The sequence below is a fragment of the Streptomyces bicolor genome (assembly GCF_000719285.1).
Lineage (GTDB): Bacteria > Actinomycetota > Actinomycetes > Streptomycetales > Streptomycetaceae > Streptomyces > Streptomyces bicolor.
Window position 1 is genome coordinate 40344 of the sequence record NZ_JOFS01000004.1, and the last position, 26924, is coordinate 67267.

At 71.6% G+C, this 26924-nt stretch carries 20 protein-coding genes; 14 read left to right on the forward strand and 6 right to left on the reverse strand.

Annotation, left to right across the window (positions count from 1 at the left end):
* Window positions 1–93 precede the first annotated feature (93 nt).
* Window positions 94–2928, reverse strand: a complete 2835-nt coding sequence (locus IF78_RS0105390) for a lysylphosphatidylglycerol synthase transmembrane domain-containing protein (protein WP_031479343.1) — start codon at window positions 2926–2928, stop codon at window positions 94–96.
* A gap of 186 nt (window positions 2929–3114) precedes the next feature.
* On the opposite strand from IF78_RS0105390, the gene IF78_RS0105395 reads away from it, so the two are divergent.
* From IF78_RS0105395 to nudC, 5 genes are all read left to right on the forward strand, one after another.
* Complete coding sequence (locus IF78_RS0105395) at window positions 3115–3522, forward strand: MGMT family protein (protein ID WP_031479345.1); 408 nt, start codon at window positions 3115–3117, stop codon at window positions 3520–3522.
* A 257-nt stretch (window positions 3523–3779) separates the two neighbouring features.
* Window positions 3780–7310 carry an ATP-dependent DNA helicase gene (locus IF78_RS0105400; protein ID WP_078662314.1) on the forward strand — a complete coding sequence of 1177 codons (3531 nt, stop codon included), beginning with the start codon at window positions 3780–3782 and terminating at the stop codon, window positions 7308–7310.
* A 126-nt stretch (window positions 7311–7436) separates the two neighbouring features.
* Window positions 7437–10955, forward strand: coding sequence for an ATP-dependent helicase (locus IF78_RS0105405; RefSeq protein WP_031479349.1), 3519 nt, complete (start codon window positions 7437–7439; stop codon window positions 10953–10955).
* Window positions 10956–10965: 10 nt separating this feature from the next.
* Window positions 10966–12369: a dipeptidase gene (locus tag IF78_RS0105410; protein WP_031479351.1), complete on the forward strand. Its 1404-nt coding sequence runs from the start codon at window positions 10966–10968 to the stop codon at window positions 12367–12369.
* Between the two features lie 156 nt (window positions 12370–12525).
* Window positions 12526–13467 (forward strand): NAD(+) diphosphatase, encoded by a 942-nt coding sequence (gene nudC, locus IF78_RS0105415; protein ID WP_031479353.1) that lies wholly within the window; start codon window positions 12526–12528, stop codon window positions 13465–13467.
* Between the two features lie 86 nt (window positions 13468–13553).
* On the opposite strand, the gene IF78_RS0105420 is transcribed toward nudC, so the two are convergent.
* Window positions 13554–13796 carry a mycoredoxin gene (locus IF78_RS0105420; protein WP_031479355.1) on the reverse strand — a complete coding sequence of 81 codons (243 nt, stop codon included), beginning with the start codon at window positions 13794–13796 and terminating at the stop codon, window positions 13554–13556.
* Window positions 13797–13980: 184 nt separating this feature from the next.
* On the opposite strand from IF78_RS0105420, the gene IF78_RS0105425 reads away from it, so the two are divergent.
* The 5 genes from IF78_RS0105425 to IF78_RS0105445 all read left to right on the forward strand — a co-directional run bounded on the left by IF78_RS0105425 (window position 13981) and on the right by IF78_RS0105445 (window position 17879).
* The gene (locus tag IF78_RS0105425; protein ID WP_199921376.1) at window positions 13981–16176 is read left to right on the forward strand and encodes an ATP-dependent DNA helicase UvrD2; all 2196 of its coding nucleotides are present in this window, start codon (window positions 13981–13983) and stop codon (window positions 16174–16176) included.
* Between the two features lie 165 nt (window positions 16177–16341).
* The gene (locus tag IF78_RS45710; protein ID WP_078662316.1) at window positions 16342–16668 is read left to right on the forward strand and encodes a hypothetical protein; all 327 of its coding nucleotides are present in this window, start codon (window positions 16342–16344) and stop codon (window positions 16666–16668) included.
* A 176-nt stretch (window positions 16669–16844) separates the two neighbouring features.
* A complete protein-coding gene (locus IF78_RS0105435; RefSeq protein WP_031479359.1) occupies window positions 16845–17213 on the forward strand; it encodes a WhiB family transcriptional regulator in 369 nt (122 codons plus the stop codon).
* Window positions 17210–17533: a hypothetical protein gene (locus IF78_RS0105440; protein ID WP_031479361.1), complete on the forward strand. Its 324-nt coding sequence runs from the start codon at window positions 17210–17212 to the stop codon at window positions 17531–17533. Before IF78_RS0105435 ends, IF78_RS0105440 begins: the two co-directional genes overlap by 4 nt.
* A gap of 136 nt (window positions 17534–17669) precedes the next feature.
* Window positions 17670–17879, forward strand: coding sequence for a hypothetical protein (locus IF78_RS0105445; protein ID WP_031479363.1), 210 nt, complete (start codon window positions 17670–17672; stop codon window positions 17877–17879).
* Window positions 17880–17883: 4 nt separating this feature from the next.
* Here IF78_RS0105445 and IF78_RS0105450 read toward each other — a convergent pair whose 3' ends face one another.
* Both IF78_RS0105450 and IF78_RS0105455 read right to left on the reverse strand, forming a co-directional pair.
* The gene (locus IF78_RS0105450) at window positions 17884–19251 is read right to left on the reverse strand and encodes an ABC1 kinase family protein (RefSeq protein WP_031479365.1); all 1368 of its coding nucleotides are present in this window, start codon (window positions 19249–19251) and stop codon (window positions 17884–17886) included.
* Window positions 19244–20518 carry a TOMM precursor leader peptide-binding protein gene (locus tag IF78_RS0105455; protein WP_051827505.1) on the reverse strand — a complete coding sequence of 425 codons (1275 nt, stop codon included), beginning with the start codon at window positions 20516–20518 and terminating at the stop codon, window positions 19244–19246. Before IF78_RS0105455 ends, IF78_RS0105450 begins: the two co-directional genes overlap by 8 nt.
* 285 nt (window positions 20519–20803) lie before the next feature.
* Between IF78_RS0105455 and IF78_RS0105460 the strand changes: the two genes are divergently transcribed.
* The 4 genes from IF78_RS0105460 (at window position 20804) to IF78_RS0105475 (ending at window position 24752) form a co-directional block, all read left to right on the forward strand.
* Window positions 20804–21400, forward strand: coding sequence for a M48 metallopeptidase family protein (locus IF78_RS0105460; RefSeq protein WP_078662317.1), 597 nt, complete (start codon window positions 20804–20806; stop codon window positions 21398–21400).
* A gap of 150 nt (window positions 21401–21550) precedes the next feature.
* Complete coding sequence (locus IF78_RS0105465; protein ID WP_031479371.1) at window positions 21551–23284, forward strand: TerD family protein; 1734 nt, start codon at window positions 21551–21553, stop codon at window positions 23282–23284.
* Window positions 23285–23297: 13 nt separating this feature from the next.
* On the forward strand, window positions 23298–23978 hold the full coding sequence (locus IF78_RS0105470; protein WP_031479373.1) for an AIM24 family protein: 681 nt from the start codon (window positions 23298–23300) through the stop codon (window positions 23976–23978).
* An 18-nt stretch (window positions 23979–23996) separates the two neighbouring features.
* Window positions 23997–24752 carry an AIM24 family protein gene (locus tag IF78_RS0105475; RefSeq protein WP_031479375.1) on the forward strand — a complete coding sequence of 252 codons (756 nt, stop codon included), beginning with the start codon at window positions 23997–23999 and terminating at the stop codon, window positions 24750–24752.
* 66 nt (window positions 24753–24818) lie between these two features.
* On the opposite strand, the gene IF78_RS0105480 is transcribed toward IF78_RS0105475, so the two are convergent.
* Together IF78_RS0105480 and IF78_RS0105485 are read right to left on the reverse strand one after the other, a co-directional pair.
* A complete protein-coding gene (locus IF78_RS0105480) occupies window positions 24819–25340 on the reverse strand; it encodes an NUDIX hydrolase (protein WP_031479378.1) in 522 nt (173 codons plus the stop codon).
* Complete coding sequence (locus IF78_RS0105485) at window positions 25337–26779, reverse strand: zinc-dependent metalloprotease (RefSeq protein ID WP_031479380.1); 1443 nt, start codon at window positions 26777–26779, stop codon at window positions 25337–25339. The genes IF78_RS0105480 and IF78_RS0105485 overlap by 4 nt, the downstream gene beginning before the upstream one ends.
* Between the last annotated feature and the right edge of the window lie 145 nt (window positions 26780–26924).

Sequence of the window (26924 nt, forward strand, 5' to 3'; positions counted from 1 at the left end):
CGCCAACGACCGGACCGCGCGTACGACCGGACGGCGTGTGCGACCGGACCGCGCGCACCACGAGACGCTCCGTTCTCCGCGCGCCGCCTCGCGCTACAGCGCGCCTTTGCGGGTCAAGTGGTTGAAGGCCAGCCAACCCGGCAGTACCGGCAGCCACAGCGTCAGCAGGCGGAACAGCAGCACCGCCGGTGCGGCGACCTCGCTGGGCAGGCCCACGGCAATCAGGCCGACGGTCAGAGTCGCCTCCACGGCGCCCACGCCGCCCGGTGTCGGGGCCGCCGAGCCGAGCGCGTTGCCCGCGAGGAAGACGACGGCCACGCTGGCGATGCTGAGCGAGGTGCCCTCGCTGCCGAAGGCCCGGATCGAGGCGTCCAGGCACAGCACGAAGCAGGCGGTGAGCAGCAGCATGCCGCCGATGCCCGTGACCAGCTTCTGCGGCCGCTGGAGCACATCGAGCATGCGCGGCACGACACCCGCGAACAGTGACCTCACGCGCGTGACGACGAATTTCCGCAGGAACGGCACCGAGGTCACGACAAGCACGAGGACCGCCACCGTCAGCAGACCCGCGATGACGGTCCGGGACGGCGACAGCGACGGCGTCTTCTCGGTGCCGGTGAGATAGCCGAAGGCCAGCAGCATCAGGATGTGGCAGCCGAGCCCGAACAGCTGCGACGCGCCGACGCTCGCCACCGCGAGCCCCGGCCGCACTCCCGCGCGCTGCAGGAAGCGTGTGTTGAGGGCGACGCCACCGACCGCGGCCGGCGCGACGATCTTCACGAACGACCCGGCGACCTGCGCCGCCACGGTCCGCCGGAACGGCACCCGCTCGGGCACGAACCCCAGCAGAGCCATCGCCGCCGCGAAGTAGCTGGCGGCCGAGAACAGCACGGCCGCGACCACCCAGCCCCACTCGGCGTTGGACACGAGCGGGCCGAACTCGATGTGCGTGAGCTGTGTCAGCAGGAAGTACGCGCCGATGGCACCGGCGATGAAGCTGATCAGCGTGCGCGGCCGCACCCGCTCCAGGCGGGCCGGCTCGACCGGCGCCTGCGGCCGGATGAGCAGCACCTCGTGGCGGATCTGCGTGAGCAGGTCCTCCTCGCGTGCTTCGTCCAGGGCCTCGTCGATGGCCCGCTTATCGGCCCGCGCCTGTGCCCGTACGGTCTTCTTGTCCGGCTTGTCGAGTACGGCCCCGGAGTCGTCCGTGGCCTCCTCGCTGCGGGCCTGCTTGGCGTGCCGGGACGCCTCCAGCACCGCCTCGCGCTCGCGCTGGGCGCGCTCCCGGGCGAGTCTGCGCAGCGTCGCGCGCGTGGAGCGGCTCAGCGCGATGGGCTGCAGCATCGGCAGGCAGTCGGCCACGGCGTCGGGGCCGAGCACGCTCACCGCCGAGGCCACCGCGCGCTCGGCGCCGACCCGGAGGCCGAGCGTCACCAGCAACTGGGAGATGTCCATGCGCAGCAGCAGATTGTTGGCCGCGATCTCACCGATACGCAGATCTGTGATGATCACCTTGCCGGAACGATCCACCAGAATCGCGTCACCGACCAGCCTGCGGTGCGCGATGCGCCGGGACTGCAGTGCCTTGACCTGGTGCCAGGTGCCGCGCAGCAGGTCGTCGGTGATCTCCTTGTCCGGCAGCGAGTCCAGGGTGTGCCCGCCGGTGTGCTCGTAGACGAGCATCACCGCGTCCGGGCCGAGCTCGGAGGTGGCGATCAGCTTGGGAGCGTTGGCGCCGGCCGCGATGGCGGCGTAGGCGAGCAGGGCCTCCTGCTCCAGGGCCTGGCGCAGCGACTGGAGGCTGCTGCGGGTGGCGAAGCCGCGCAGCGTCAGATTCCGCCAGGCGCGGTAGAAGAAGCCCTGAGCCTGCTGCTCCCGGTCGACCACCGTCACATCCAGCGGCGGGCCGTCTTCCAGCGTGACGAAGTAGCGCCGACCGCGGTCGCCGGTCTCCTGGGTGTCGGAGCCCTCCTCACGGGCCGCGCTCACCGGACGGAAACCGACATGCCGCAGGCCCGCCATCAGAGTTCGCCCGGTGGGCCGGACGTTGGGCGAGCCGACCGCGTACAGGGTGCCGTAGGCGACGGTCCAGCCGATCAGCAGTGTCAGGATGATCGAGAACGGCGTGGTGTAGCCGGTGACCAGCATGGAGAAGGCGTACAGGACCAGCACCGCCCACAGGACCGCACGCCAGCGGGGTCTGCGGGACATGCCCACGGCGGTCATGTACGCGATGACCGGGGCGAGATAGCCGTGCACCGGGTCGGTGAGGGAGCCGACGTCACCGGGCGAGGGCTGGGTCAGCGCGTCCCGGATGGACTCCGGGGCGGCTCGCGCGACCCACAGGTCCGTGGCGAGTGTCACTCCGTGCGCGAGGACGGCCGCGAGGACGCCGTCCGCGATGCGCAGCCCGTCCCGCTTGATCAGCCGCTCGATCGCGAAGGCGACCGGCACCAGGAGGATCGCGATGCTGGACACGAGCCCGGCCATCTTGCTGAACACGTCGGGCGCCTGTCCGGTGCCCTTGTTGATGTCCTGCTCGAGACCCGAGGTGGTGCCGTGCGCGAACGCGGCGATCGCGAGCAGCAGGGCGATGCCCAGCACGCCCACGAGGAGTCGCATCAGGTCGGACGGACGGTGCACGCGCGCGGGGAGCAGCGGTTCGTCGCCCTCGACCTCGTCGACGTGGGTCTCCTCGTTGTCGTCCGTGGCCTTGCCCTCGACGGCCTTGCGGCCGACGTCGCTGGTGTCGGCGTCCTGCCCGCTCTCGGGGCCGGTGCCGCTCGTGTCGGCGCCCTTCCCGACCTCGTGCTTCGCGCCGCCCTCGCTCTCGCCGCTGTCCTTTTTCGCGGCGTTCGCGGTGCCCGGGCGCGACGAAGCGTCAGAGGTGCTCTCCGTGCCCTCCGGGTGCACACCCTGTTGCTTCATCGTCTCTTCTTGATCTCGTATCACCAGTCACCGCCCGCATGATGGTGGCATGCCGCACCGACACACGGGGGCATCAGGGTGCAAATGCGGGGTCGCACAGTCTGCCCGAAGCGTCGCCGCGGGGCGAGGGATACGCACAGTGGCGAGCGCGTCACATTGTCGGTGGGGTGGGGCAGGATGGGGCGGATGAGCGAGGAGAGCCTTCCGGGCGCCGCCCGTCCGGCGTACGACACCGCCTATGAGGAGTACCCCGACGCGCTGCCGGAGTACGCCGAGCGGGTCCTCGAGGTGGCCGAACTGATCCCGTCGGGGCGCGTCATGACGTACGGGGACGTCGCGGAATGGCTGGAGGAGGGCGGGCCCCGCCAGGTCGGCAGGGCGATGGCCCTCTTCGGGGGAGCCGTTCCGTGGTGGCGGGTGGTCCGCGCTGACGGGGTCCTGCTGCCCGGTCACGAGCTGAGAGCGCTGGAGCACTACCGCGCGGAGGGCACGCCTCTGAAGGAGGCGAGCAGGGCCGCCGAGGGCCACCTGCCGCGCCTCGACATGAAGCGGGCGCGCTGGGACGGCGGTGAACGCGCACAGGGTCACACCTGACAGCTTCCGCCATCCGACGGCCCTCGGTGTGACCTGTGATCCATACGGGCGAAACCGGGCACGTCCGTGACATGACGTACGTTCGTGAGGCGAGGGACGCACGTGGCCCGAGTGCTCCGAGGGATGAATCGGAAGCCCTGCTTCCGCACTGCTCCTCGGCGTAGCGTCAACGGCGCGTGTCCCCCTCACCCCGCGGCCACCGCCCTCCACGCGCGAGGGGCCACCCACCAGCACACCCACCAGGACCGGCGAACCACGTGAGCTCCTCTTCCTCCACCAGGCGCCTGTCGCACCCCCAGGTGCGACAGGGGACCCGTGGCGCTTACCGGCTGGTGCGGACCCCTGTCGAACAAGTGGCTCCCCCTCATCTGGACGCGGCACAGCGCGCGGTGGTTGACCACACCATCGGCCCGATGCTCGTTCTCGCAGGTCCGGGCACCGGAAAGACCACCACGCTGGTCGAGTCCGTGGCGGCGCGCATCGCCCGCGGTGGCGACCCCGAGCGCATCCTGGTGCTGACCTTCAGCCGCAAGGCCGCGGTGGAGCTGCGCGACCGCATGGCACTGCGCATAGGGGCCGCCCGCGCGCCCCAGGCGACCACCTTCCACTCCTTCTGCTACGCCCTGGTCCGCGCCCACCAGGACAGCGGCCTGTTCGTGGAACCGCTGCGGCTGCTGTCCGGCCCCGAGCAGGACGTGACCGTACGGGAGCTGCTCGCGGGCCAGCCCGATCTGGAGCGGCTCGGTCTGGCGCACGTGCGCTGGCCGGACGAGCTGCGCGCCTGCCTGACCACCCGTGGTTTCGCCGACGAGGTCCGCGCGGTCCTCGCCCGCAGCCGTGAGCTGGGTCTCGGCCCCGAAGCCCTGGACGCCTTCGCCCGCCGTATCGGCCGCCCGGACTGGCGCGCCGCGGCATTCTTCCTCGCCGAGTACCTCGACGTGCTCGACCTGCAGGGCGTGCTCGACTACGCCGAACTGGTCCACCGCGCGGTGCTCCTCGCCCGCCGTCCCGAGGCCGCCCAGCGGCTCGCCGCGCAGTACGACGCCGTGTACGTCGACGAGTACCAGGACACCGATCCGGCCCAGGTACGGCTGCTGCGCGCCCTCGCAGGCGGCGGCCGCACCCTGGTGGCCTTCGGCGACCCCGACCAGTCGATCTACGCGTTCCGGGGCGCCGACGTGAACGGCATCCTGGAGTTCCCGCACGCCTTCCCGCGCGCGGACGGCAGCCCCGCGCCCGTCGAGGTCCTGCGCACCTCACGCCGCTCCGGTGCCGACCTGCTGTCCGCGACCCGGCTGCTGACCCAGCGCATGCCGCTGACCCGGCTTCCGGCGGAGAAGGTACGCGCCCACCGAGAGCTCGCCCCGGTCCGCGAGGGCGGCCGCGTCGAGGTCTTCACGTACCCGACGCCCGGCACCGAGCTGGACAACATCGCCGACATCCTGCGCAGGGCGCACCTGGAGGACGGCGTCCCCTGGGGCGAGATGGCTGTCCTGGTGCGTGCGGGGTCCCGCACGATCCCGACCGTGCGCCGGGCGCTCACGGCCGCCGGGGTGCCGCTGGACATCGACGGCGACGATCTGCCACTGCGGCACGAGCCGTCCGTGGCCCCGCTGCTGACGGCGTTGCGGGCGGTGGCCAGGGCCGAGGCTTCGGTGGCCACGGCGGAGGCTTCGGTGGCCTTGGAGGAGCCTGCGGTGGCCGGGGCGGAGGCTTCCGTGGCCTCGGCGGATGCTTCGGTGGCCGCGGGCGGGGAGGCTTTGGTACGTCCCGGCGAGGAGGCTCATGCCGAGGTGCCGGAGGAGCCGGGGCAGGCGAAGGAGCCTGAGCCGGGGCAGCTGGGAGAGCCGGAGGAGCCTCAGCCGGGCCAGGGGGAGGAGCCGCAGCCCAAGCAGCCCACGCCGTCCTGGCTCGACACCGAGACCGCCCTCACCCTGCTCGCCTCCCCCCTCGCCGGCATGGACGCCGCGGATCTGCGCCGCCTCGGGCGGGCCCTGCGCGACGAGGAGCGGGCCGCGGGCAACCCCTTGCCGCCGCCCTCGGACGAGTTGCTCGCACGGGCGCTGGCCGAGCCGGAGCGGCTGGCGGTGCACGACCCCACGTACGCGCGTGGCGCCCAGCGCCTCGGCGCGTTGCTCCGCAAGGCCCGTGAGCGCCTCGCGGGCGGCGGTACGGCCGAGGAGGCGCTGTGGGATCTGTGGGAGGGCACGCCGTGGCCCGCACGCCTGGAGCGGACCGCCCGCCGCGGCGGCGCGGCCGGCCGCAACGCCGACCGTGACCTGGACGCCGTATGCGCGCTGTTCGCGACAGCGGCCCGCGCGGAGGAGCGCACCGGCGGGCGGGGCGCCCTGAACTTCCTGGAGGAGATCGAGGCCGAGGACATCGCCGCAGACACCCTCACGCGGCGTGCGGCACGTCACGACGCCGTGCGCCTGATGACCGCACACCGCTCCAAGGGCCTGGAGTGGCGCCTGGTCGTCGTCGCCGGCGTCCAGGAGGGTCTGTGGCCGGACCTGCGCCGCCGCGGCTCGCTCCTGGAGGCCGACCGCATCGGCCGCGACGGACTCGCCGAACCGCTCACCCCTGGGGCACTGCTGGCGGAGGAGCGCCGCCTGTTCTACGTCGCGGCCACACGCGCGCGTGAACGCCTCGTCGTCACGGCGGTGAAGGCCCCGGCTGACGACGGCGACCAGCCCTCCCGCTTCCTGACCGAGCTCGGCGTGGAGCCCAAGGACGTGACGGGCCGCCCGCGCCGTCCGCTCTCCGTCGCCGCGCTCGTCGCCGAGCTGCGGGCCACCACGGTCGACCCGCGCGCGTCGGACACCCTCAGGGAGGCCGCCGCACGCCGGCTGGCCCGGCTCGCCGCGCTCGCCGACGAGGACGGCCGCCCGTTGGTCCCGTCCGCGCACCCCTACCGCTGGTGGGGCATGTTCGAGCCGACCGAGTCCAAGGTGCCGTTGCGCAACCGCGACCAGCCCGTCGTGCTCTCCGGAAGCGCGCTCGACCAGCTCGCCAACACCTGTGCCCTGCAGTGGTTCCTGGGCCGCGAGGTGAAGGCCGACGCGCCCGCCACCGCCGCCCAGGGCTTCGGCAACGTGGTGCACGTCCTCGCCGACGAGGTCGCCTCCGGACACACCCCGGCCGACCTCGCCGTCCTCATGGAGCGCCTCGACTCCGTGTGGAACGCGCTCGCCTTCGACGCGCCGTGGAAGTCGGCGCAGGAGAAGGACAACGCACGCGTGGCGCTCGAACGCTTCCTGAAGTGGCATGTGATGAACCGCTCGGGGCGCACACCGGTGGCGAGCGAGCACGACTTCGACGTGACCCTGGAGGCCGGCGACTTCGAGGTGCGCATCCGCGGCCAGATGGACCGCGTCGAGGCCGACGGCGAAGGTCGCGCCTACGTCGTCGACTTCAAGACCGGCAAGCAGGCACCGAGCGCCGCCGAGGTGGCCCGCCACCCGCAGCTGGCCGTCTACCAGCTCGCCGTCCACGAGGGCGCCGTCGACGAGGCCTTCGACGGCGTACGCCCCGAGCCGGGCGGCGCCGAACTCGTCCAGCTGCGCCAGGGCGCCGCCAAGCGGGACGGTGGCGAGACGCTGCCCAAGGTGCAGGGGCAGGAGCCTCTGGCGGGCGCCGAGGGGGAGTGGGTCGGCGAGCTGCTGGCCACGGCGGCGGGCAAGGTCCTCGACGAGCGGTTCACACCCAGCGCGGGCCAGCACTGCACACACTGCGCGTTCCGGGCGTCGTGCAGCGCGCGGCCCGAAGGGCGGCACGTGGTCGAGTGACACATCGTCCGACACATCGTCAGTAACCGGAGTGATCGATCACACCACGTGTGCTGACCTGCGCTTCTCCCGGCCCGAAGGCCGATCCGGCATCCACTGTCAGTGCCCGCCGCTAGCCTCTGCGATGTGCCCGCCCGTATCACCGATCCCGAGCAGCTCAAGGAGCTCCTCGGCATCCCGTTCACTCCGGAGCAGACGGCCTGCATCGTCGCGCCGCCCGCCCCGCAGGTGATCGTGGCAGGAGCCGGATCGGGCAAGACGACGGTGATGGCGGCACGCGTGGTGTGGCTGGTCGGCACCGGCCAGGTCGCCCCCGAACAGGTCCTCGGCCTGACCTTCACCAACAAGGCCGCCGGTGAACTCGCCGAGCGTGTCCGCAAGGCGCTCGTCAAGGCCGGTGTCACCGAACCCGACGTCATCGACCCGGACAACCCGCCGGGCGAGCCGGTGATCTCGACGTACCACGCCTTCGCCGGCCGTCTGCTGACCGACCACGGCCTGCGCATCGGCCTGGAACCGACCTCCCGGCTGCTCGCCGACGCCACCCGCTACCAACTCGCCGCGCGCGTGCTGCGCGAAGCCCCAGGCCCCTACCCGGCGCTCACCCGCTCCTTCGCCGACCTGGTCAGCGACCTCCTCGCCCTCGATGCCGAACTCGCCGAGCATCTCGTACGGCCCGAGGCCCTGCGCGCGTACGACGCCGAGCTGCTGCTCACCCTCCAGGGCACCAAGCTCAGCAACGCCGATCTGCGCAAGGTTCCCGAGACGGCCGCGGCCCGCCGCGAACTCGCCGAGCTCGTGGTCCGGTATCGCGCCGCCAAGCGGGAGCGCGACCTGCTCGACTTCGGTGACCAGATCGCACTGTCGGCGCAGCTCGCCCAGATCCCCGAAGTGGGCCGCATCCTGCGCGACGAGTTCCGCGTGGTGCTGCTGGACGAGTACCAGGACACATCCGTCGCCCAACGCGTCCTGCTGGCCGGCCTGTTCGGGGGCGGCACCGGCCACCCCGTGACGGCCGTGGGCGACCCCTGCCAGGCGATCTACGGCTGGCGCGGCGCCTCCGTCGCCAACCTCGACGACTTCCCCGAGCACTTCGCCCATGCCGACGGCCGCCCCGCAGGCCGCCAGGCGCTCAGCGAGAACCGTCGCAGCGGCGGCCGCCTCCTCGACCTCGCCAACGGCCTCGCGGAGCCTCTGCGCGCCATGCACGCGGGCGTGGAGGCCCTCCGCCCGGCTCCGGGAGCCGAGCGCGACGGCACGGTCCGCTGTGCGCTGCTGCCCACGCACGCCGAGGAGATGGACTGGATCGCCGACTCCATCGCCCATCTCGTGCGCACGGGGAAGGCGCCCGGTGAGATCGCCGTCCTGTGCCGCACGGCGACCGACTTCGCCGAGATCCAGGGCGCGCTCGTCGCCCGGGACGTCCCCGTCGAGGTGGTCGGTCTGTCCGGGCTGCTCCACCTGCCCGAGATCGCCGACCTGGTCGCCGTCTGCGAGGTCCTCCAGGACCCCGGCGCCAACGCCTCCCTGGTCCGCCTGCTCACCGGCCCGCGCTGGCGCATCGGCCCGCGCGACCTCGCCCTGCTGGGGCGCCGCGCACGGCGGCTGGTGTCCCACGCGCGCGTGGACGGCGACGACGACCCGGACCGCCGCTTGGCCGAGGCCGTCGAGGGGGTCGACCCGGCCGAGGTGATCTCGCTGGCGGATGCCCTCGACACGTTCCTGGAGACGCCGCTGGACGGCGACGAGGACGACGACAATCTGCCCTTCTCGCCGGACGCGCGCGTGCGGTTCGCCCGCCTGGCCACCGAACTGCGCGACCTGCGCCGTTCCCTGTCCGACCCGCTGATGGACGTCCTGCACCGCGTCCTCGCCGTCACCGGCCTGGAAGTGGAGCTCTCGGCGTCCCCGCATGCCCTGGCCGCCCGCCGCCGCGAGACCCTGTCCAACTTCCTCGACATCGCCGCCTCGTTCGCGGCCGGCGACAACGAGGCGACCCTGCTCGCCTTCCTCGGTTTCCTGCGCACCGCCGCCCAGTACGAGAAGGGCCTCGACAACGCCCTCCCCGGCGGCGAGAACACCGTCAAGGTGCTCACCGCGCACAAGTCCAAAGGACTGGAGTGGGACGTCGTCGCCGTCCCCGGCCTGGTCACCGGCACTTTCCCCAGCACCAAGGGGCGCGAGAAGTGGACCGCCCAGGGCAAGGTGCTGCCGCACGAGCTGCGCGGCGACGCCGACACGCTCCCCGACGTCGTCTCCTGGGACTCCCGCGGTCTGAAGGCCTTCCAGGAGGCCATGAAGGACCACCAGCACACCGAGGAGCTCCGCCTCGGCTATGTCACCTTCACCCGCCCCCGCTCCCTGCTGCTGGGCTCCGGCCACTGGTGGGGCCCGAACCAGAAGAAGCCCCGCGGCCCCTCCGACTTCCTGCAGGCCCTGTACGACCACTGCGCGGCCGGCCATGGCGAGATTGAGGTCTGGGCCGACGAGCCCGCAGAGGACGAGGAGAACCCGGCCCTGCACCGGGAGAACGCCGACCAGGTGTGGCCCCTCCCGCTCGACGAGGCCGCCCTGGCCCGACGCCGCGCGGCCGCCGAGACGGTCCTGGCCCACCTGGAGAGCCTCACCAGTTCCCGGGAGGAGGGCCATCCCGCGGCGACGCACGACCCGGACACCTACGACGATCCGGACTGGCCTCCACCACCGGACGACGAAGCGCTCCACGAGGAGTACGACGGGGAGAACCCCTTCTCCGGAGAGGACCCGGGCGACTGGGACTCCTGGACCACGGACCGCCCCTCGGTCCCGCACCAGGCGACGTCTCCGGAATCCCCCGCAGTGCCTCCGCAGGCACGCCCCTACCCCCCGGAACATGAACCCCTCACCCCTGAGGAGGAACCGCTCACCCCGGAGGAGGCAAGAACCATCGCCTCGTGGGACCGCGACCTCGACGCCCTCGCCGGGGAGCTCCTGCGCACCCGCGCGAGCGTCACGGACGTACCCCTGCCCGCGTCACTGACCGCGTCCCAGCTGCTGCGTCTGGCCGCCGATCCGGACGGTTTCGCGCAGGAACTCGCGCGCCCCATGCCGCGCCCCCCACAACCCGCCGCACGTCGAGGCACCCGGTTCCACGCCTGGGTCGAGGCCCGCTTCGAGGAGCTGACGCTGCCCATGCTGGAGCCGGACGACCTGCCCGGCGGCGAGGCCGAGATCGCCGACGAGCGTGACCTGGAGACGCTGAAGGACGCCTTCGAGCGCACCGAGTACGCGCACCGCACTCCGTACCGGGTCGAGGCCCCCTTCCAGCTCGCGATCGCCGGCCGCGTCGTACGGGGCCGTATCGACGCCGTGTACAAGGACGGCGACGGCGACGGGGCGACGTACGAGATCGTCGACTGGAAGACCAACCGCACCCGCACCGCCGACCCGCTCCAGCTCGCCCTGTACCGGCTCGCCTGGGCCGAGCAGCAGGGCGTGCCCCTGGAGTCGGTCGACGCCGTGTTCGTGTACGTGCGGGGCGGCGAGGTCGTCCGCCCGGACCAGCTGCCGGACCGGGCGGCACTGGAGCGGCTGCTCACCGAGGGGCCGGTCGCCGAGGTGAACTGTGAGGAACCGCCCAACCAGGATGTCGGTGCGGGCCGATAGGCTCGTGACCATGAGCCAGACCCCGGACAGCGCTGTCCGCACGTACATCGAGCAGCATCGCGCCGCCTTCCTCGACGACCTCGCCGAGTGGCTGCGCATCCCCTCCGTGTCGGCCCAGCCCGACCACGCTCCCGACGTACGCCGCAGCGCCGACTGGCTCGCCGCCAAGCTCAAGGAGACCGGCTTCCCGACCGCCGAGGTCTGGCCGACCCCGGGCGCGCCCGCCGTCTTCGCCGAGTGGCCCTCCGGCGACCCGGACGCGCCCACGGTGCTCGTCTACGGCCACCATGACGTGCAGCCCGCCGCACGCGAGGACGGCTGGGACAGCGAGCCCTTCGAGCCGGTCATCCGGGAAGGGCGCCTCTACGCGCGCGGGGCGGCCGACGACAAGGGCCAGGTGTTCTTCCACACACTCGGAGTCCGTGCCCACCTCGCCACGACCGGCCGCACCACCCCGGCCGTCAACCTGAAGCTGCTGATCGAGGGCGAGGAGGAGTCCGGCTCCCCGCACTTCCGCGCCCTCGTCGAGGAGCACACCGAGCGGCTCGCCGCCGACGCCGTGATCGTCTCCGACACCGGCATGTGGTCCGAGGACACGCCCACTGTGTGCACCGGTATGCGCGGCCTCGCCGAGTGCGAGATCCATCTGTACGGCCCCGACCAGGACATCCACTCCGGCTCCTTCGGCGGCGCCGTCCCCAACCCGGCGACCGCAGCCGCCCGCCTGGTCGCCGCCCTGCACGACGAGCACGCGCGCGTGGCCATTCCCGGCTTCTACGACGGCATCGTCGAGCTGACCGACCGCGAGCGCGAGCTCTTCGCCGAGCTGCCCTTCGACGAGCGGCAGTGGCTGCGCACCGCCAAGTCCTACGCCACTCACGGCGAGGCCGGGCACACCACCCTGGAGCGCATCTGGGCCCGGCCCACCGCCGAGGTCAACGGGATCGGCGGCGGGTATCAGGGTGCCGGCAGCAAGACGATCATCCCGTCCTCCGCCATGGTGAAGCTCTCCTTCCGGCTGGTCGCCGGACAGGACCCCGACGCCGTCGAGAAGGCCGTCCGCGCATGGGTGGCAGACCAGGTTCCCGCCGGGATCCGCTGCGAGATCACCTCCAGCGGGGCCACGCGCCCGTGCCTGACGCCACTGGACCACCCCGCTCTGCAGTCCGTCGTACGCGCCATGGCCCGCGCCTTCGAGGGCTCCGTCCGCTTCACGCGCGAAGGCGGCTCGGGTCCCGCCGCCGACCTCCAGGACGTCCTCGGCGCACCCGTGCTCTTCCTGGGCATCTCCGTCCCCTCGGACGGCTGGCACGCCCCGAACGAGAAGGTCGAGCTCGACCTTCTCCTCAAAGGCGTCGAGACCGCCGCCTACCTGTGGGGCGACCTCGCCGCGAACTGGCGCCATGCGCCCTGAGCCACCGGGGCCGTCCGGAGCGGCGTCGCGCGCGGGGCACACTGAAATGGCCGCCCCGCACCGCCGAGCCATGCCGCACCCGGTCGCCTCCCGTCCCACGTCCCGCCGATCCGCCCACCGAAGCACACCGTTCCACTGGGGGAGTTGGAAGCACCCGTGACCACCTGGACCGACCACACCGCCGACCGACCCATCTCGCTCACCGCCCCGAGCGGCATCGACCGCGCAGCTCACCACCGGCTCGACGAGGCCTGGCTCGCGGCGGCGTGGAGCCACCCCACGACCCGCTGCTTCGTGGTCTCCGGCGGCCAGGTCCTCATCGACGAGACGGCGGACGGGCGCACCGAACTCGTCATGACCCCCTCCTTCGAGGCCCCCCTCACCGAGGCGCACCGCTACTTCCTCGGCATCGACGAGGACGGCGTCAGCTACTTCGCCCTCCAGAAAGACGCGCTGCCCGGCCGTATCGACCAGTCCGCGCGCGCGGCCGGCCTGCGCGAGGCGGGCCTGCTGCTGTCGCCGCGCGACGTGGGCCTGATGGTGCACGCCGTCGGCCTGGAGAACTGGCAGCGCACCCACCGCTTCTGCTCCCGCTGCGGCGAGCGCACGGTGATCGCCGCGGCCGGCCACATCCGCCGCTGCCCCGCCTGCGGCGCCGAACACTACCCGCGCACCGACCCCGCCGTGATCATGGCCGTCACCGACGAGGACGACCGCATCCTCCTCGGCCGCCAGGTCCACTGGCCCGAGGGCCGCTTCTCGACGCTCGCCGGCTTCGTCGAGCCCGGCGAGTCCATCGAGCAGACGGTGCGCCGCGAGGTCTACGAGGAGGCCGGGATCACCGTCGGCCAGGTCGAGTACGTCGCCAGCCAGCCCTGGCCCTTCCCGTCCAGCCTCATGCTGGGCTTCATGGCCCGAGCCACCTCCACCGAGGTCGACGTCGACGGCGACGAGATCCACGAGGCCCGCTGGTTCTCCCGCGAGGAGCTTCGTGCCGCCTTCGAATCCGGCGAGGTCCTGCCGCCCTACGGCATCTCGATCGCGGCCCGCCTGATCGAGCTCTGGTACGGCAAGCCACTACCCACGCGCAGCGTCTGAGCGCCGGACGCGCAGTGACCGTGGGCCAGCCAAACGAAAGGGTGGCCGCCCCGAGCCGGGACGGCCACCCTCTTGGTGCGCGTCGATCACACGCCGATCTTCTGCTTCACCTGAGCCAGCGACGGGTTCGTCAGCGTCGAACCGTCCGCGAAGAGCACCGTCGGGACCGTCTGGTTTCCGCCATTCGCCTTCTCGACGAACGCCGCGGACGCGGGGTCCTGCTCGATGTTGATCTCGGTGTACGCGATGCCCTCGCGGTCCAGCTGCTTCTTCAGCCGCTGGCAGTAACCGCACCACGTCGTGCTGTACATCGTCACAGTGCCCTGCATGTCTCGCGCGCTCCTCTGATGGATCGGGGGAACAGGTCGTCCTGAGAGGGAACGTACGCGACCGGGGCCCCATTCCCACCCGGGGTATGCCCGGCACGTGACGCCTGCCGCATTAGTACGACTATCAGTGCCTGCCTGTGGACAACCGGCACAGCCGTCTCCGGCGACCTGGCAGCATGGCCGTGTGACAGCAGCAACGCACTCCACCCTCTTCCCGCAGGCACCGGACTCTGCCGACGCGGTGCTCGAAGGGCTCGACCCCGAGCAGCGCGAGGTGGCCACCGCCCTGCACGGACCGGTGTGCGTGCTCGCGGGCGCCGGCACGGGCAAGACCCGGGCCATCACCCACCGGATCGCCTACGGGGTGCGCGCCAGCATCCTCCAGCCCTCCAGCGTGCTCGCCGTCACCTTCACCAACCGCGCCGCCGGAGAGATGCGCGGCCGGCTCCGCCAACTCGGCGCCGCCGGAGTCCAGGCCCGAACGTTCCACTCGGCCGCCTTGCGCCAGCTCCAGTACTTCTGGCCGAAAGCGATCGGCGGCTCCATGCCCCGGCTGGTCGACCGCAAGATCCAGCTCGTCGCCGACGCGGCCGCCGCCTGCCGCATCCGCCTCGACCGGAACGAGCTGCGGGACGTCACCGCCGAGATCGAGTGGTCCAAGGTCACCCAGACCGTCCCCACCGACTACGCCCTCGCCTCCGCCAAGGCCGGCCGCGACGCCCCCCGCGACCCGGCCGAGATCGCCCAGCTGTACAACGTCTACGAGGACCTCAAGCGGGACCGCTCGGTCATCGACTTCGAGGACGTCCTGCTGCTCACTGTCGGCATCCTCCAGGACCGGCACGACATCGCCGACCAGGTCCGCACCCAGTACCAGCACTTCGTGGTCGACGAGTACCAGGACGTCAGCCCGCTGCAGCAGCGCCTGCTGGAGCTCTGGCTCGGCGACCGGGACAACCTGTGCGTGGTCGGCGACGCCAGCCAGACGATCTACTCGTTCACTGGCGCAACCCCCGACCATCTGCTCGACTTCCGCACCCGCCACCCCGGCGCCACGGTCGTCAAGCTGGTCCGCGACTACCGCTCCACGCCCCAGGTCGTCCATCTCGCCAACGGACTCCTCGCCCAGGCCCGGGGCCGCGCCGCCGACCATCGCCTGGAACTGATCTCCCAGCGCGCCCCCGGCCCCGAACCCGTCTACGCGGAGTACACCGACGAGCCCGCCGAGGCCGAGGGCGCCGCCCGTCGCATTCGGGAACTCATGGGCGCCGGTGTTCCGGCCGCCGAGATCGCCATCCTGTTCCGCACGAACTCCCAGTCCGAGACCTACGAGCAGGCCCTGGCCGACGCGGGCGTCCCCTACCAGCTACGGGGCGCCGAGCGGTTCTTCGACCGTCCCGAAGTGCGCAAGGCGGGCATCGCCCTGCGTGGCGCGGCCCGCTTCGGCGGCAACGACTCGCTCCTCGACGACGCCGTCGACCTGCCCTCGCAGGTGCGTGCCGTGCTGTCGGGAGAGGGATGGACCACCGAGCCCCCGGCCGGCTCCGGCGCCGTCAGGGAGCGCTGGGAGTCGCTGGCCGCCCTGGTGAACCTCGCCCAGGACTTCGCCGCCACCAAGCCCGGAGCGACCCTCGCCGACCTGGTGGCGGAACTCGACGAGCGGGCGAACGCCCAGCACGCCCCGACCGTCCAGGGCGTCACCCTGGCCTCCCTGCACTCGGCCAAGGGCCTGGAGTGGGACGTCGTCTTCCTGGTCGGTGTCGCCGAGGGCATGATGCCGATCACCTACGCGAAGACCGATGAACAGATCGAGGAGGAGCGCCGCCTCCTCTACGTCGGCGTCACCCGCGCCCGGCAGCACCTCCATGTCTCCTGGGCCCTCACCCGCGCACCCGGCGGCCGCCCGAACCGCCGCCCCAGCCGCTTCCTCGACGGACTGCGCCCGGGCTCGACCGCCACGGCCGGACGCACCGCCGCCGGTGGTTCCGGAGGTGTCGAGCGAGGCTTCACCAGCAGACCGGACGCCGCCCCGAGACGGACCCAGCGCACCCCTGCCCGCTGCCGGGTGTGCGGGCGCACGCTCACCGACGCCGGTGAGATGAAGCTGATGCGTTGCGAGGACTGCCCCTCCGACATGGACGAGGGGCTCTACGAACGCCTCCGCGAATGGCGCGGGGTGCAGGCGCGGCTCAGCGGCCAGCCGGACTTCTGCGTCTTCACGGACAGGACCCTGATGGCCATCGCCGAGGCGGAGCCGACCAGTCCGGTTGAGCTTTCCCGCATCCCGGGTGTCCTCAAGCGCAAGCTCGAGCGCTACGGAGCCGATGTGCTGGCCATCTGTGCAGGCCAGGAGGTTGGGGAGGGCGCCGACGGGGAATGACACGAACTCGTCGAAAAAATAGTTTGCGCATGCCCCAGCAATCCCCATAGGTTCTTAGCCACGGGAACGGAGGCCTTCTCGGAGGCCCCAATTCCGTGTTCTACTTGCATACCCGTCGGACTGGTTCACCCCAGTCCCCCGAGACGCCGAGAGGAGGCGAGTCCAGTGATCAGCATCAACAGCAGCTCCATCAGCACCGTGAAAATGACCGATCGCTCGGTCGTCGCCTCCCTGTGCATGCTCGGCGCCTCGAACCAGGGCACCGGTCTGTCCGGCATTCGTGCCGCGCGTCCGGCGTCCTCCGTGTCTCTCGCGGGTCTTCCCATCCGTGAGCGCAATGAGCGACCGACCAAGGCACTGGAAGCGGCAGTAGAGGCAAAGGCGCAGGCCTATGCCTTCACGGCGACCGGTGCCGGATTCCGGAAGCAGACGACGCAGCACCACCTGATGTGGGCCTTCCGTGGGCCAGAACCCTGGAGTGATCCAGCCTGACAGCCGATCAGGCCGGCGCCTTCAGGGCCGCGGAACCCCATCCGGGATCCGCGGCCCTTCTGTTTGTCCCCCAACGGGGATGACGGAGCGAAGGGGCCTCGGGACAAGAAAAGAACCCGGTACCAGCCGCCACCCGGTCCTACAGGACCGGAACGAACAGACGAGGAAGACGAACCGTGCAACTCGAAGCGCACGCCCCGTCCGTACCGCCTTCAGACGTGATCCCCAAGCCCGGCCTCACGGAGGACTCCACATTGACCCCGCTCACTGCGCTCACCGCGCTCGACGACGCCATCGAGAACCTCGGCGTACCCGTCCCCTGCCGTTCCTACGACCCGGAGGTCTTCTTCGCCGAGTCCCCGGCGGACGTCGAGTACGCCAAGTCCCTCTGCCGCACCTGCCCGCTGATGGAGGCCTGCCTCGCCGGCGCCAAGGAGCGGCGTGAGCCCTGGGGCGTCTGGGGTGGCGAGCTGTTCGTCCAGGGTGTTGTCGTCGCCCGGAAGCGGCCGCGTGGCCGCCCGCGCAAGAACCCGGTCACGGCATGAACACCACAGGAACGATCGACCGTCCCCTCACGCACGACCCCCAGAAGCAGGCCCCGATGAAGCCGTCAACCCACGAACTCGCAGGCTCCGCGCCTGAAGACTTCACCACGCGTGGCGCGAACGACTCGCGCCAGAACAGGAACCGAGAGATGCAACTCATCCAAGAAGCCCTGGCACGTGCGCATATGCACGAGCGACGGCACGAGGCCCAGCGGGAACGCCGGGCCATGCATGTGGTGACCGCTCGCCGCATGCAGCGCCGGGCCGAGCGCGCCTCGATGCGCGCCCGCCGCGCGCTCGCCAAGGCGGTCATGCAGTAACCGACCACTCCACCAGACGGTGGCCTCCCGGCCTGGGAGGCGGTAGCTCCCCGCGGGGGCCGGTCCGTGCGAACGGACCGGCCCCCGCGGTGCGTTGTGCCCGCCGATCAGCTGGTGGCGGCGTTATCGTCGCCGAGTGACGAGTCTTCCCGGAGGCAGTGACAACGGCGGATCCGCCACGGAGTCCGAGCTGCTCGTGTGCGCTCGCTGCGGCACCCGGGCCGAGGCACCGCAGCCCACCTGGACGTGCTCCGTGGAGAACGGCGACCGCCACTACTTCTGCGACACCTGCTCCCGGGAGAACCTCAGGGCGATCGAGGGGCGACTGGACTCGGCCTGGTGGTAGCTCCTCAGGCCTCCGCAGCTTCCTCCTCATCCGTCAGCCCCTCCGGCGCGAACCCGGGGAGCCACTCCTCCAGTTCCTCACGCAGCCGTACTGTCGCGCCCAGCTGGCACAGCACGCCGATTGTGCTCAATGTCACACGGTGGATGAGGAGGTACGCGGGGGGCAGATTGAGCTGCTTGCCCAGTTGGTAGGCGGGGGAGCGGGGGTCCGCCACGCGGGCGGCCTGGCTGCGCATCCAGCCGCGGGTGAAGGTGAACGCGTCGACCTGGGCCGGCTCGATGATCGGCAGGAGGTAGTCGAGGACGGCGTCGGGGTCCAGGTCGATGGACTCCTTGACGAAGCCCTCGGCCCGGAGGAGTTCGTAGACCGTGTCCGCCTCGCCGTCCAGGGTCAGCCGCAGGGAGTCGCCGATGGGGGTCGGCAGCCCGCCCGGAAGGCGGTCGACCGTGCCGAAGTCCAGGACGCCGAGCCGCCAGTCGTCCTCGCCGTCGGGACCGCCCGGCAGGAGGCGGAAGTTGCCGGGGTGCGGGTCGGCGTGCAGCAGGCCGGTGCGGGCCGGACCCGAGAAGAGGAAGCGGGCCAGGAGCTGACCGGCGCGATCACGCTGCTCCTGGGTACCGTCCGAGATCACCTCCGAGAGCGGTACGCCCTCCATCCACTCCGTGACCAGGACCTGCTCGCACTGGTGGACCACCGCCGGCACGACGACGTCCGGATCGTCGGCGAACTCCTCCGCGTGCACCTGCTGGGCCTGTGCCTCCAGGCCGTAGTCCAGTTCTTCGGAAACCCGGTCCTTGAGCTCCGTGATCAGCGGCTTGATGTCCATACCGGGGATCAGCGGACCCAAAAGCCTGGCAAATCGGCTCAATTGGTTCAGGTCGGACAGCAGGGCCTCGCCGGCTCCCGGGTACTGCACCTTGACCGCCACCTCACGGCCGTCGTGCCACACCCCCCGGTGCACCTGGCCGATCGAGGCCGCCGCGGCGGGCTTGTCCTCGAACTCCAGGAACAGGTCGTGCCAGTCCTCGCCGAGCCGCTCCGCCAGCACCGTGTGCACGGTGCGCGTCGGCATCGGCGGCGCCGCCTCCTGCAGCTTCGTGAGCGCCGCGCGGTAGGGGCCGGCGATCTCCTCGGGCAGGGCGGACTCGAACACGGACAGTGCCTGGCCGAACTTCATTGCGCCGCCCTTGAGCTCGCCGAGCACCTTGAACATCTGCTCGGCGGTGCGCTGCTGCAGCTCACGGCCGACGATCTCGGCGGACTCGCCGACGATCCGCTTGCCCAGTCCCCACGTCGCCCGCCCGGCGAAGCCGAGGGGAAGCGCGGCGAGCTTGGCGGTACGGGTGACCGCCTTGCGGGGAAGATCAGACATGCGCCCTCCAGGTCCCAGCCGGCCGCTCCGCCTCTGCCATACGGCTCAACTCGTTCGACGGCCGTTGCTCAGCCATTGTCTCGTGCGACTCCTCGAACTCGGAGGGGTGTTCTCCCTCACCTTTCTCCGCGGCGCCGCAGGAGCACGCCGGGTGCGCCCACACCGGCCGGGCGTGCCAGTTCAGACCGGGGAGGGACACTTCCCAGCGTGCACCCGCGCTCGACGGAACGTGGCCGTCCAGAAAGGCGAGGGCGTGTGCGGCCGCCAGCCCGGCGACCGTGGTGGCCAGTGTGAGATCGCAGGGCGGTACCTGGCGCGCCCTTCCGGAACCGGAGCGCCACTGCGCGACCAGGCGGGGCCAGGCCGGGTCCCGATCGGTGCGCCCTTGGTCGAGGCAGCCGGCGCAGCCGGTCTCGCCGGGCAGGACGAGCGGGCCGACGACGCCCGTGCCCTCCACGACACCGGCGTACAGATGGGGCGTACCGGAAGCGATGAGGGGTTCGGCGGCGGAGGGGGCAGGCGCGTGCACGGCGACGTCGTCGCGCGGGGCGATGATCACCAGGGAGTGGCCCGTACTGTCCTCCCCATGGGACGGCCCGGGGGCCCGGCGCGGTGGGCGGTCCGGTGCCGAGCGGCGTGCGGCCCGCCGCGCCGCCTCGTCCCTGCGGTCGCCGACCGCCTCGACGGGCAGTCCGCCGGGTGCCACGTCCCAGGGCTCGACACGGCCGACGTCGCGTACGTCGACCTCGCCGACGCCCGCACCCGACAGCAGCGAGGCCACCGCCGCGCCCACCCGTCCCGCGCCCCTCACCTGCACACGCAGTGAGCGGCGGGCGGCCAGGCGGCCGATCGCCTCGCCGGGCTCGGATGTGGTCAGGGACAGGGAGGCCAGGTCGGGGCGCAGCCGGTCCAGGACATTCCGCTTGCGGCGCAGGGTGTCGGCGGCCGGTCCGCCGCCCTTCGCGTCGTCGAGCAGTCCGGCCCGCGCCAGTCGCCGCACCAGCCCGTCGACATGGCCGTCCGGCAGGTCCATTCGGCGGCCCTCCTCCCGCAGCAGTTCCAGGCCGCGGGTGCCGTTGAGCAGGTCGAGGAAACTGCCGGTCGCCGTGTCCATCGGACCCACCGTCATCGCGTGCGCCGGAGTCATCCCGAACTGCACGGTGTTGAGGTCGCGCCACCCTCGCCTGAGCCCGGGCTTCACCAGTGGGGCGACCGGAACCGGCGAATCCGCGGAGTGCGTCGCGCATGCTGAATGCGGTGAATGCATCGAATGGGTCGAATCTGCTGGATGCACTGAAGTCGCCGAAACAGACGAAGTCGTCGCTTGCATGAACAGGCCCCCGTAGCCGTCGTGGAACATCCCCGTTGTGCCGGTGGAGCTCGGTCGCAGCTCCGTCGGCGACTGTCAGCATGCCCCGACGCGGCGCCCGGCGTCGAAAGTTGTCCACAGGTGGTGGATATTCGTCGTACAAATCAAGCGCTTGGCGGGGGATCGGCATCGAACCGTTCCGGAGGCGGGACTTCCCCTGTGTGCAGCGGGTAACGTCGGGGCGTGTCCGCCGACCCACTGCACCGCGCCGGAACGCCACAGCGCAGTACGACGAGCCCGCCACAGGGAGCCTCGGGGGCGAGCGCGATCGAGGTCCGCAGGAGCGCCCGGCGCCGCCGGACGGTCTCGGCGTACCGCGAGGGCGATCGCACCGTCGTGCTCATCCCTGCCCGGATGTCCGAGGCCGAGGAGAAGCGCTGGGTGAACGTCATGCTCGACAAGCTGGCCGCCCAGGAGAGCAAGCAGGTCCTCGGGGACGCCGAACTGGCCGAGCGTGCGGAGCAGTTGTCGGCGCAGTACCTCGATGGCCGCGCCCGGCCCCGCTCGGTCCGCTGGGTCACCAACCAGAACACCCGCTGGGGCTCGTGCACTCCGGCCGAGGGCAGCATCCGTCTTTCGCACCGTCTGCAGGGCATGCCCGAGTACGTCGTCGACTACGTCCTCCTGCACGAGCTCGCGCATCTCCTGGTGCCCGGTCACGGGCCCGGCTTCTGGCGGCTGCTGGAGGCATACCCCCGCACCGAGCGGGCGAAGGGCTACCTGGAAGGCGTGGTCGCCGCCGAGCGGCTGCCCCATGTTCCCGGTGCGCGCGGAGAGTGACCGCACCCTGAGGCACCCCCGCCGGCAGTGCTTCCGATCCGGCCGGGCGGGCGTTGTGTACCGGGTCTGTACCGGCTTCGTCCGATGTCCGAGTTTGCCGTTAGCCTGGCGCGACGCACTCACACTCGGGATGGGGGACGGTCGTTACGCATGGCCAGGGAATTCCAACGCGGCCACAAGGCCAGGATCAGTGACCTCACCGCGGGCACGGATCTGTACGTAGGTGTGCAGATCTCCGGCCCCGGGCTGACCTTCGACATCAGCTGTTTCGGTCTCGACGCCGACGAACGGCTCTCGGACGACCGCTACTTCGTCTTCTTCAACCAGCCGAAGTCCCCCGAGGAGTCCATCCAGCTCCTGGGAGCCCAGGCCGGTGACACGGAGTCCTTCCGGGTCACGCTCGACAAGATCCCCCCACAGATCCAGAAGCTGTCCTTCACGGCGACCATCGACGGCGCCGGACAGATGTCGCAGATCAGCCCCGGGTACATCCGCATCGTCGCCGGCGGCGAGGAGGTGGCCCGGTACGCCTTCGACGGCTCGGAGTTCTCCACCGAACGCGCCGTGATGCTGGGCGACTTCTACCTGAAGGACGTCTGGCGGTTCGCCGCGGTCGGACAGGGCTTCGACGGCGGCCTCGACGCGCTGCTGAGGAACTTCGGCGGCGAGGTCGCCGAGGAGGAGGCGCCCGCCGCCCCGCAGCAGCCGCAGACCGGTGCCGCTCCCGGCTTCGCACCGCCGGCCCAGGCCGCCGCGCCGCCCGCGTTCGGTGCCCCCGCCGCCCCGGCCCCGGCTCCCGCGCCCGCCCCGGCTCCCGCTCCGGCGCCCGCGCCCGCGGCGCAGGGCTTCGCGCCCCCGCCCGGCTCCAACCCGCCGCCTCCGGCCCCGGCCCCCGCGCCGTCGGTACATGCCCAGCCCACCATCGTCGCGCCCGTGACGCCGCCCGGCGGCAGCCCGCCGCCCCCGGCCCCGGCGCCCGCGCCCTACGGCCAGCCGGGTCAGCAGCAGCCGTACGGACAGCCCGGACAGCAGGCGCCGTACGGCCAGGCCGCGGCTCCCACCGCCCCGCTGCCCCCCGGCTACGCCCAGCCCCAGGCGCCGCAGGCCCCCACGCCGCCTCCCGGCTACGGCCAGCCGACCGCGCCCCCTGGCTACGGCCAGGTCCCCGGCCAGCCGGCCCCCTACGGAGCACCCCAGGGTGCACCGCAAGGCACACCTCAGGGCCCCGGTGTGGCCGCCGCGCTCCAGCAGTTCAAGGAGACGCCCACCGGCCAGCGTTGGACGCAGCAGAACAAGAAGCTGGTCCGGGTGGACCTCGGCATCGGCGGGCAGCCCGTGCTGGCCCGGCAGGGCAGCATGGTGCTCTACCAGGGCAAGGTCGACTTCAGCTACAAGGGCGCCGGGTTCGCCGGCCGGATCGTGGGCAACGCGACGGGCCAGGAGATGCAGCTGATGCGCTGCACCGGCCAGGGCCAGGTCTTCCTCGCCGAGAACTCGGCGATGCTGCACCCCATCGAGCTCCAGGGCGACGGCATCTGCGTCTCCGCGGAGAACGTCCTCGCCTTCGACGAGAGCCTCCAGTACGAGGTCCGCCGCATCGAGGGCCACGGCATCCCGGGTGGCGCGCTGTTCACGATGCAGTTCACGGGCACCGGCACGATCGTCGTCAAGACGCAGGGCACGCCCGTGGTGCTGCCGGTCACGCCCACGACCTTCGCCGACTGCAACGCCGTCGTCGCCTGGTCGTCCGCCGCCCAGGTGGTCGTCTCCAGCCAGGTGCGCATGCGCCGCAACGCCTACCCCGGCGACACCGGCGAGAGCGTCAACCTCCAGTTCCGGGCCGCGCCCGGCAACTTCATCGTCGTCCAGCCGTACGAGATCTGAGGGAGAGCCCGTCATGAACCAGCCGCTCGCGGGCTACGCTCCCGCACCCGTCACCGCGCGCATGGAGAACCACGGCAACCACATGCTGAAGGTCGCCATGCAGACCGGGAACGACCTCTTCGCGCGCGTGGGGTCCATGGTCGCGTACGAGGGCTTCGTCCAGTACGAGCCCAACCCGCCGGCCGTGCGCCAGATCGCCAAGGACTGGATGACCGGCGAGGGAGCGCCTTTGATGAAGTGCTCCGGCGACGGTCTGCTCTACCTCGCCGACTACGGCGCCGATGTCGTCGTCATCAACCTCAACGGCGACGGAATCTCCGTCAACGCCACAAACCTGCTCGCCTTCGACGCTCATCTGACGTGGGGCGTGGAGCGGGTGAAGGGCCTGGCGAAGTTCGCGGGGCAGGGCCTGTGGAACACCAAGATCTCCGGGCAGGGCTGGGTCGCGCTGACCTCCCGGGGCAAGCCGATCGTCGTCGACTGCGGCGGCGGTGAGGACGAGACGTACGTCGACCCGGACGCACTCGTCGCCTGGTCCCCGAACCTCAAGGTGAAGGGCAAGCGCAGCTTCAAGGCGCAGTCCCTCATCGGCCGGGGCAGTGGCGAGGCCTACCAGATGGCCTTCTCCGGCCAGGGCATCGTCGTCGTCCAGCCGAGCGAGGACAGCACCGACCGTCTCCGGGTCCGGGGCTGAGGGGGAACGAGAAACGCCATGCAGAGCCCGATTTTCGCCTACAACGAGCAGCAGACCCAGGACCGCTGGAGCCTGCAGAACAAGCAGATGCTCCGCGTCGCCCTGGAGGGCCACGACGACATCCTCGCCCGCAAGGGCACGATGGTCGCCTACCAGGGACTCGTCGAGTTCGACGCCGAGTTCCAGAGCAACCAGCAGGGGCGCGCGCGTGCCCGGACGGGCGAGGGTCTGGACCTGATGCGCTGTCACGGACAGGGCACCGTCTACCTCGCCAACCTCAAGCAGCACGTCCACCTGGTGGACGTCGACCAGGACGGGCTGACGGTCGACAGCAGCTATGTGCTGGCGATGGACTCCTCGCTGCACCACGAGGTCATCGCCGTGGACAGCCTCTACGGCATCTCCGGCTCGGGGAAGTACCAGCTCAACATCACCGGCCGCGGCAAGGTCGCGCTCATGACGTCCGGCATGCCGCTGATGATGCAGGTGACGCCCGACAAGTACGTCAACTGCGACGCCGACGCGATCGTCGCCTGGTCGACCGGCCTGCGCGTCCAGATGCAGGCCCAGACGCACTCCTCCGGGGTGTGGCGGCGCCGCGGCAACACCGGTGAGGGCTGGGAGCTCAGCTTCATGGGCACCGGCTACGCGCTCGTCCAGCCCAGTGAGCTGCTGCCGCCGCAGAACGCCCAAATCGGCTCGGGCCTCGCCGCGCAGTACGGCATGGGGCAGCAGGGCGCCCGGGGGCAGAACCAGGGCAACGTCTGGAGTTGAGCCGGCGGCACCGTCCGGACGGCAGACGTAAGGGGCGACCGCCAATGACGGTCGCCCCTTACACGTTCACAGCCGGGCGCGGGTCGCTTCCAGCAGTCGTACGACCGACTCGTCCGCCACGTCCGCCACCTCGTCGTAGGCGAACCACCGCAGGTCCAGCGACTCGTCGCTGATCGCCTGAACGGCATCCTGCGGGGCCACGACCGCGTACTGGACGTCGTAGTGCCAGTGGCACGGTGCCGGGATCGGATGCCAGTCGAGGCGCACCGGGCCGCCCGGCAGCAGTGTGAGCCCTTCGACGCCGGACTCCTCCGTGGCCTCGCGCAGCGCCGCCGCCTCGAGGGTGGTGTCACCGGGTTCGCAGTGACCGCCCATCTGCAGCCACATGCGCAGCTTCTTGTGGAGGGTCAGCAGAACCCGCTCGCGGGCGGGGTCGATCACCAGCGCGCTCGCCGTGATGTGCCCGTCCTCGCAGGCCTTCCACATGCCGTCCGGGTGTTCCGCGAGGTGATCCAGATAGGCCTGGCGCAACTCTTCCTGGTCCTCGTACCCCTTCAGCACGAGGACCGCGTCGTCGTACAGGCTCACTCGGTGTCGTCGCCCTTGGAGTCGTCGTCCTTCTTCAGGTTCGGCTTCCCGGTCGTGCCGCCGCCCGCCGCCTCGCCGAGCATCTTGTCCAGCTCGGAGAAATCGATCTGCTCGCGGTGCACGAAGCCGTCCGGATCGTCCAGGTCGGTGGCCGTCGGCAGCATGTCCGGGTGGGCCCACAGGGCGTCGCGGCCGTCCACACCGCGCGCGTCGGTGAGCGAAGCCCACAGACGGGAGGCGTCCCGCAGGCGGCGCGGGCGCAGCTCCAGGCCGATCAGCGTGGCGAAGGTCTGCTCCGCCGGGCCGCCCGAGGCGCGGCGGCGGCGCAGGGTCTCGCGCAGCGCGTCGGCGGACGACAGGCGGGGCTTCGCGGCCGCGTGCACCACCGCGTCCACCCAGCCCTCGACGAGCGCCAGAGCGGTCTCCAGACGGGCCAGCGCCGCCTTCTGCTCCGGCGTGTCCTCCGGCTGGAACATGCCCTGCTGAAGGGCGTCCTGGAGCTGCTCGGGGTTCTGCGGGTCGAACTGTCCGACCACGTCCTCCAGCTTGGCCGTGTCGACCTTGATCCCGCGCGCGTAGCCGTCGACCGCGCCGAACAGGTGCGAGCGCAGCCACGGCACGTGCGCGAACAGGCGTTGGTGGGCGGCCTCGCGCAGGGCGAGATACAGCCGCACCTCCTCCTTCGGCACGCCCAGGTCCTTGCCGAAGGTCTCGATGTTCACCGGCAGCAGCGCGGCCTTGCCGACCGGGCCGAGCGGCAGGCCGATGTCGGTCGAGCCGACGACCTCGCCGGCGAGGACGCCGACGGCCTGCCCGATCTGCGTGCCGAACATGGCGCCGCCCATGGAGCGCATCATGCCGATCAGCGGGCCGGCCATGGCCTGCATCTCCTCCGGCAGGACGTCGCCCATGGCGGTGCCGACACGCTCGGCGACCGGGTCGACGAGTTCCTGCCACGCGGGCAAGGTCGCCTCGACCCACTCCGCGCGGCTCCACGCGACGGCGGTGCCCGCGCCGGACGGCAGGGACGTCGCGTCGTCGAGCCACAGGTCGGCCAGGCGCACGGCCTCCTGGACGGCGGTGCGCTCGGCGGGGCCGACGCTCGCGTCCTTGGTGCCGTCCGCGGTGCCCTGGGAGACCGTCTGGCGGGCGATCTGCTTGGCCATGTCCCAGTTCACCGGGCCGCCCTCGTAGGAGAGCATCTGCCCCAGCTGCTGGAACGCGGCGCCCAGGTCGGTGGGGTTCAGCGAACCGAACATGGCAGCGAACGGATTGTCCGCGCCGGGGCCACCAAAGCCCCCGGCACCGGGCAGCCCGCCGAAACCGAACGGATTGGCCGGTCCCTGACCACCGCCGCTCTGCTGGTCCTTCTTCTTGCCCTCGTCGCCGTCTTCCGGCTCCTCCGGCGGAAGGCCGAATCCGAATGGGGTGTCACTCACGGGATTCCTCGGCTGGTAAGGCCACCGGTTGGCACCGGCGGCGCGACTGCCCGATAACACCACCCAGCGTAGACACCGCGAGCCGTTCGGGCCTCGGTGCTTCGCCGACTCTCGGCCTGCGGCAGGATGGATGCCACCTGGTACG

Coding starts and splice junctions, on each gene's coding strand:
- IF78_RS0105390 (WP_031479343.1), bottom strand. CDS start 2,928: ATGAAGCAACAGGGTGTGCACCCGGAGGGCACGGAGAGCACCTCTGAC.
- IF78_RS0105395 (WP_031479345.1), top strand. CDS start 3,115: ATGAGCGAGGAGAGCCTTCCGGGCGCCGCCCGTCCGGCGTACGACACC.
- IF78_RS0105410 (WP_031479351.1), top strand. CDS start 10,966: ATGAGCCAGACCCCGGACAGCGCTGTCCGCACGTACATCGAGCAGCAT.
- IF78_RS0105420 (WP_031479355.1), bottom strand. CDS start 13,796: ATGCAGGGCACTGTGACGATGTACAGCACGACGTGGTGCGGTTACTGC.
- IF78_RS0105440 (WP_031479361.1), top strand. CDS start 17,210: ATGAACACCACAGGAACGATCGACCGTCCCCTCACGCACGACCCCCAG.
- IF78_RS0105450 (WP_031479365.1), bottom strand. CDS start 19,251: ATGTCTGATCTTCCCCGCAAGGCGGTCACCCGTACCGCCAAGCTCGCC.
- IF78_RS0105455 (WP_051827505.1), bottom strand. CDS start 20,518: ATGCATTCACCGCATTCAGCATGCGCGACGCACTCCGCGGATTCGCCG.
- IF78_RS0105465 (WP_031479371.1), top strand. CDS start 21,551: ATGGCCAGGGAATTCCAACGCGGCCACAAGGCCAGGATCAGTGACCTC.
- IF78_RS0105470 (WP_031479373.1), top strand. CDS start 23,298: ATGAACCAGCCGCTCGCGGGCTACGCTCCCGCACCCGTCACCGCGCGC.
- IF78_RS0105475 (WP_031479375.1), top strand. CDS start 23,997: ATGCAGAGCCCGATTTTCGCCTACAACGAGCAGCAGACCCAGGACCGC.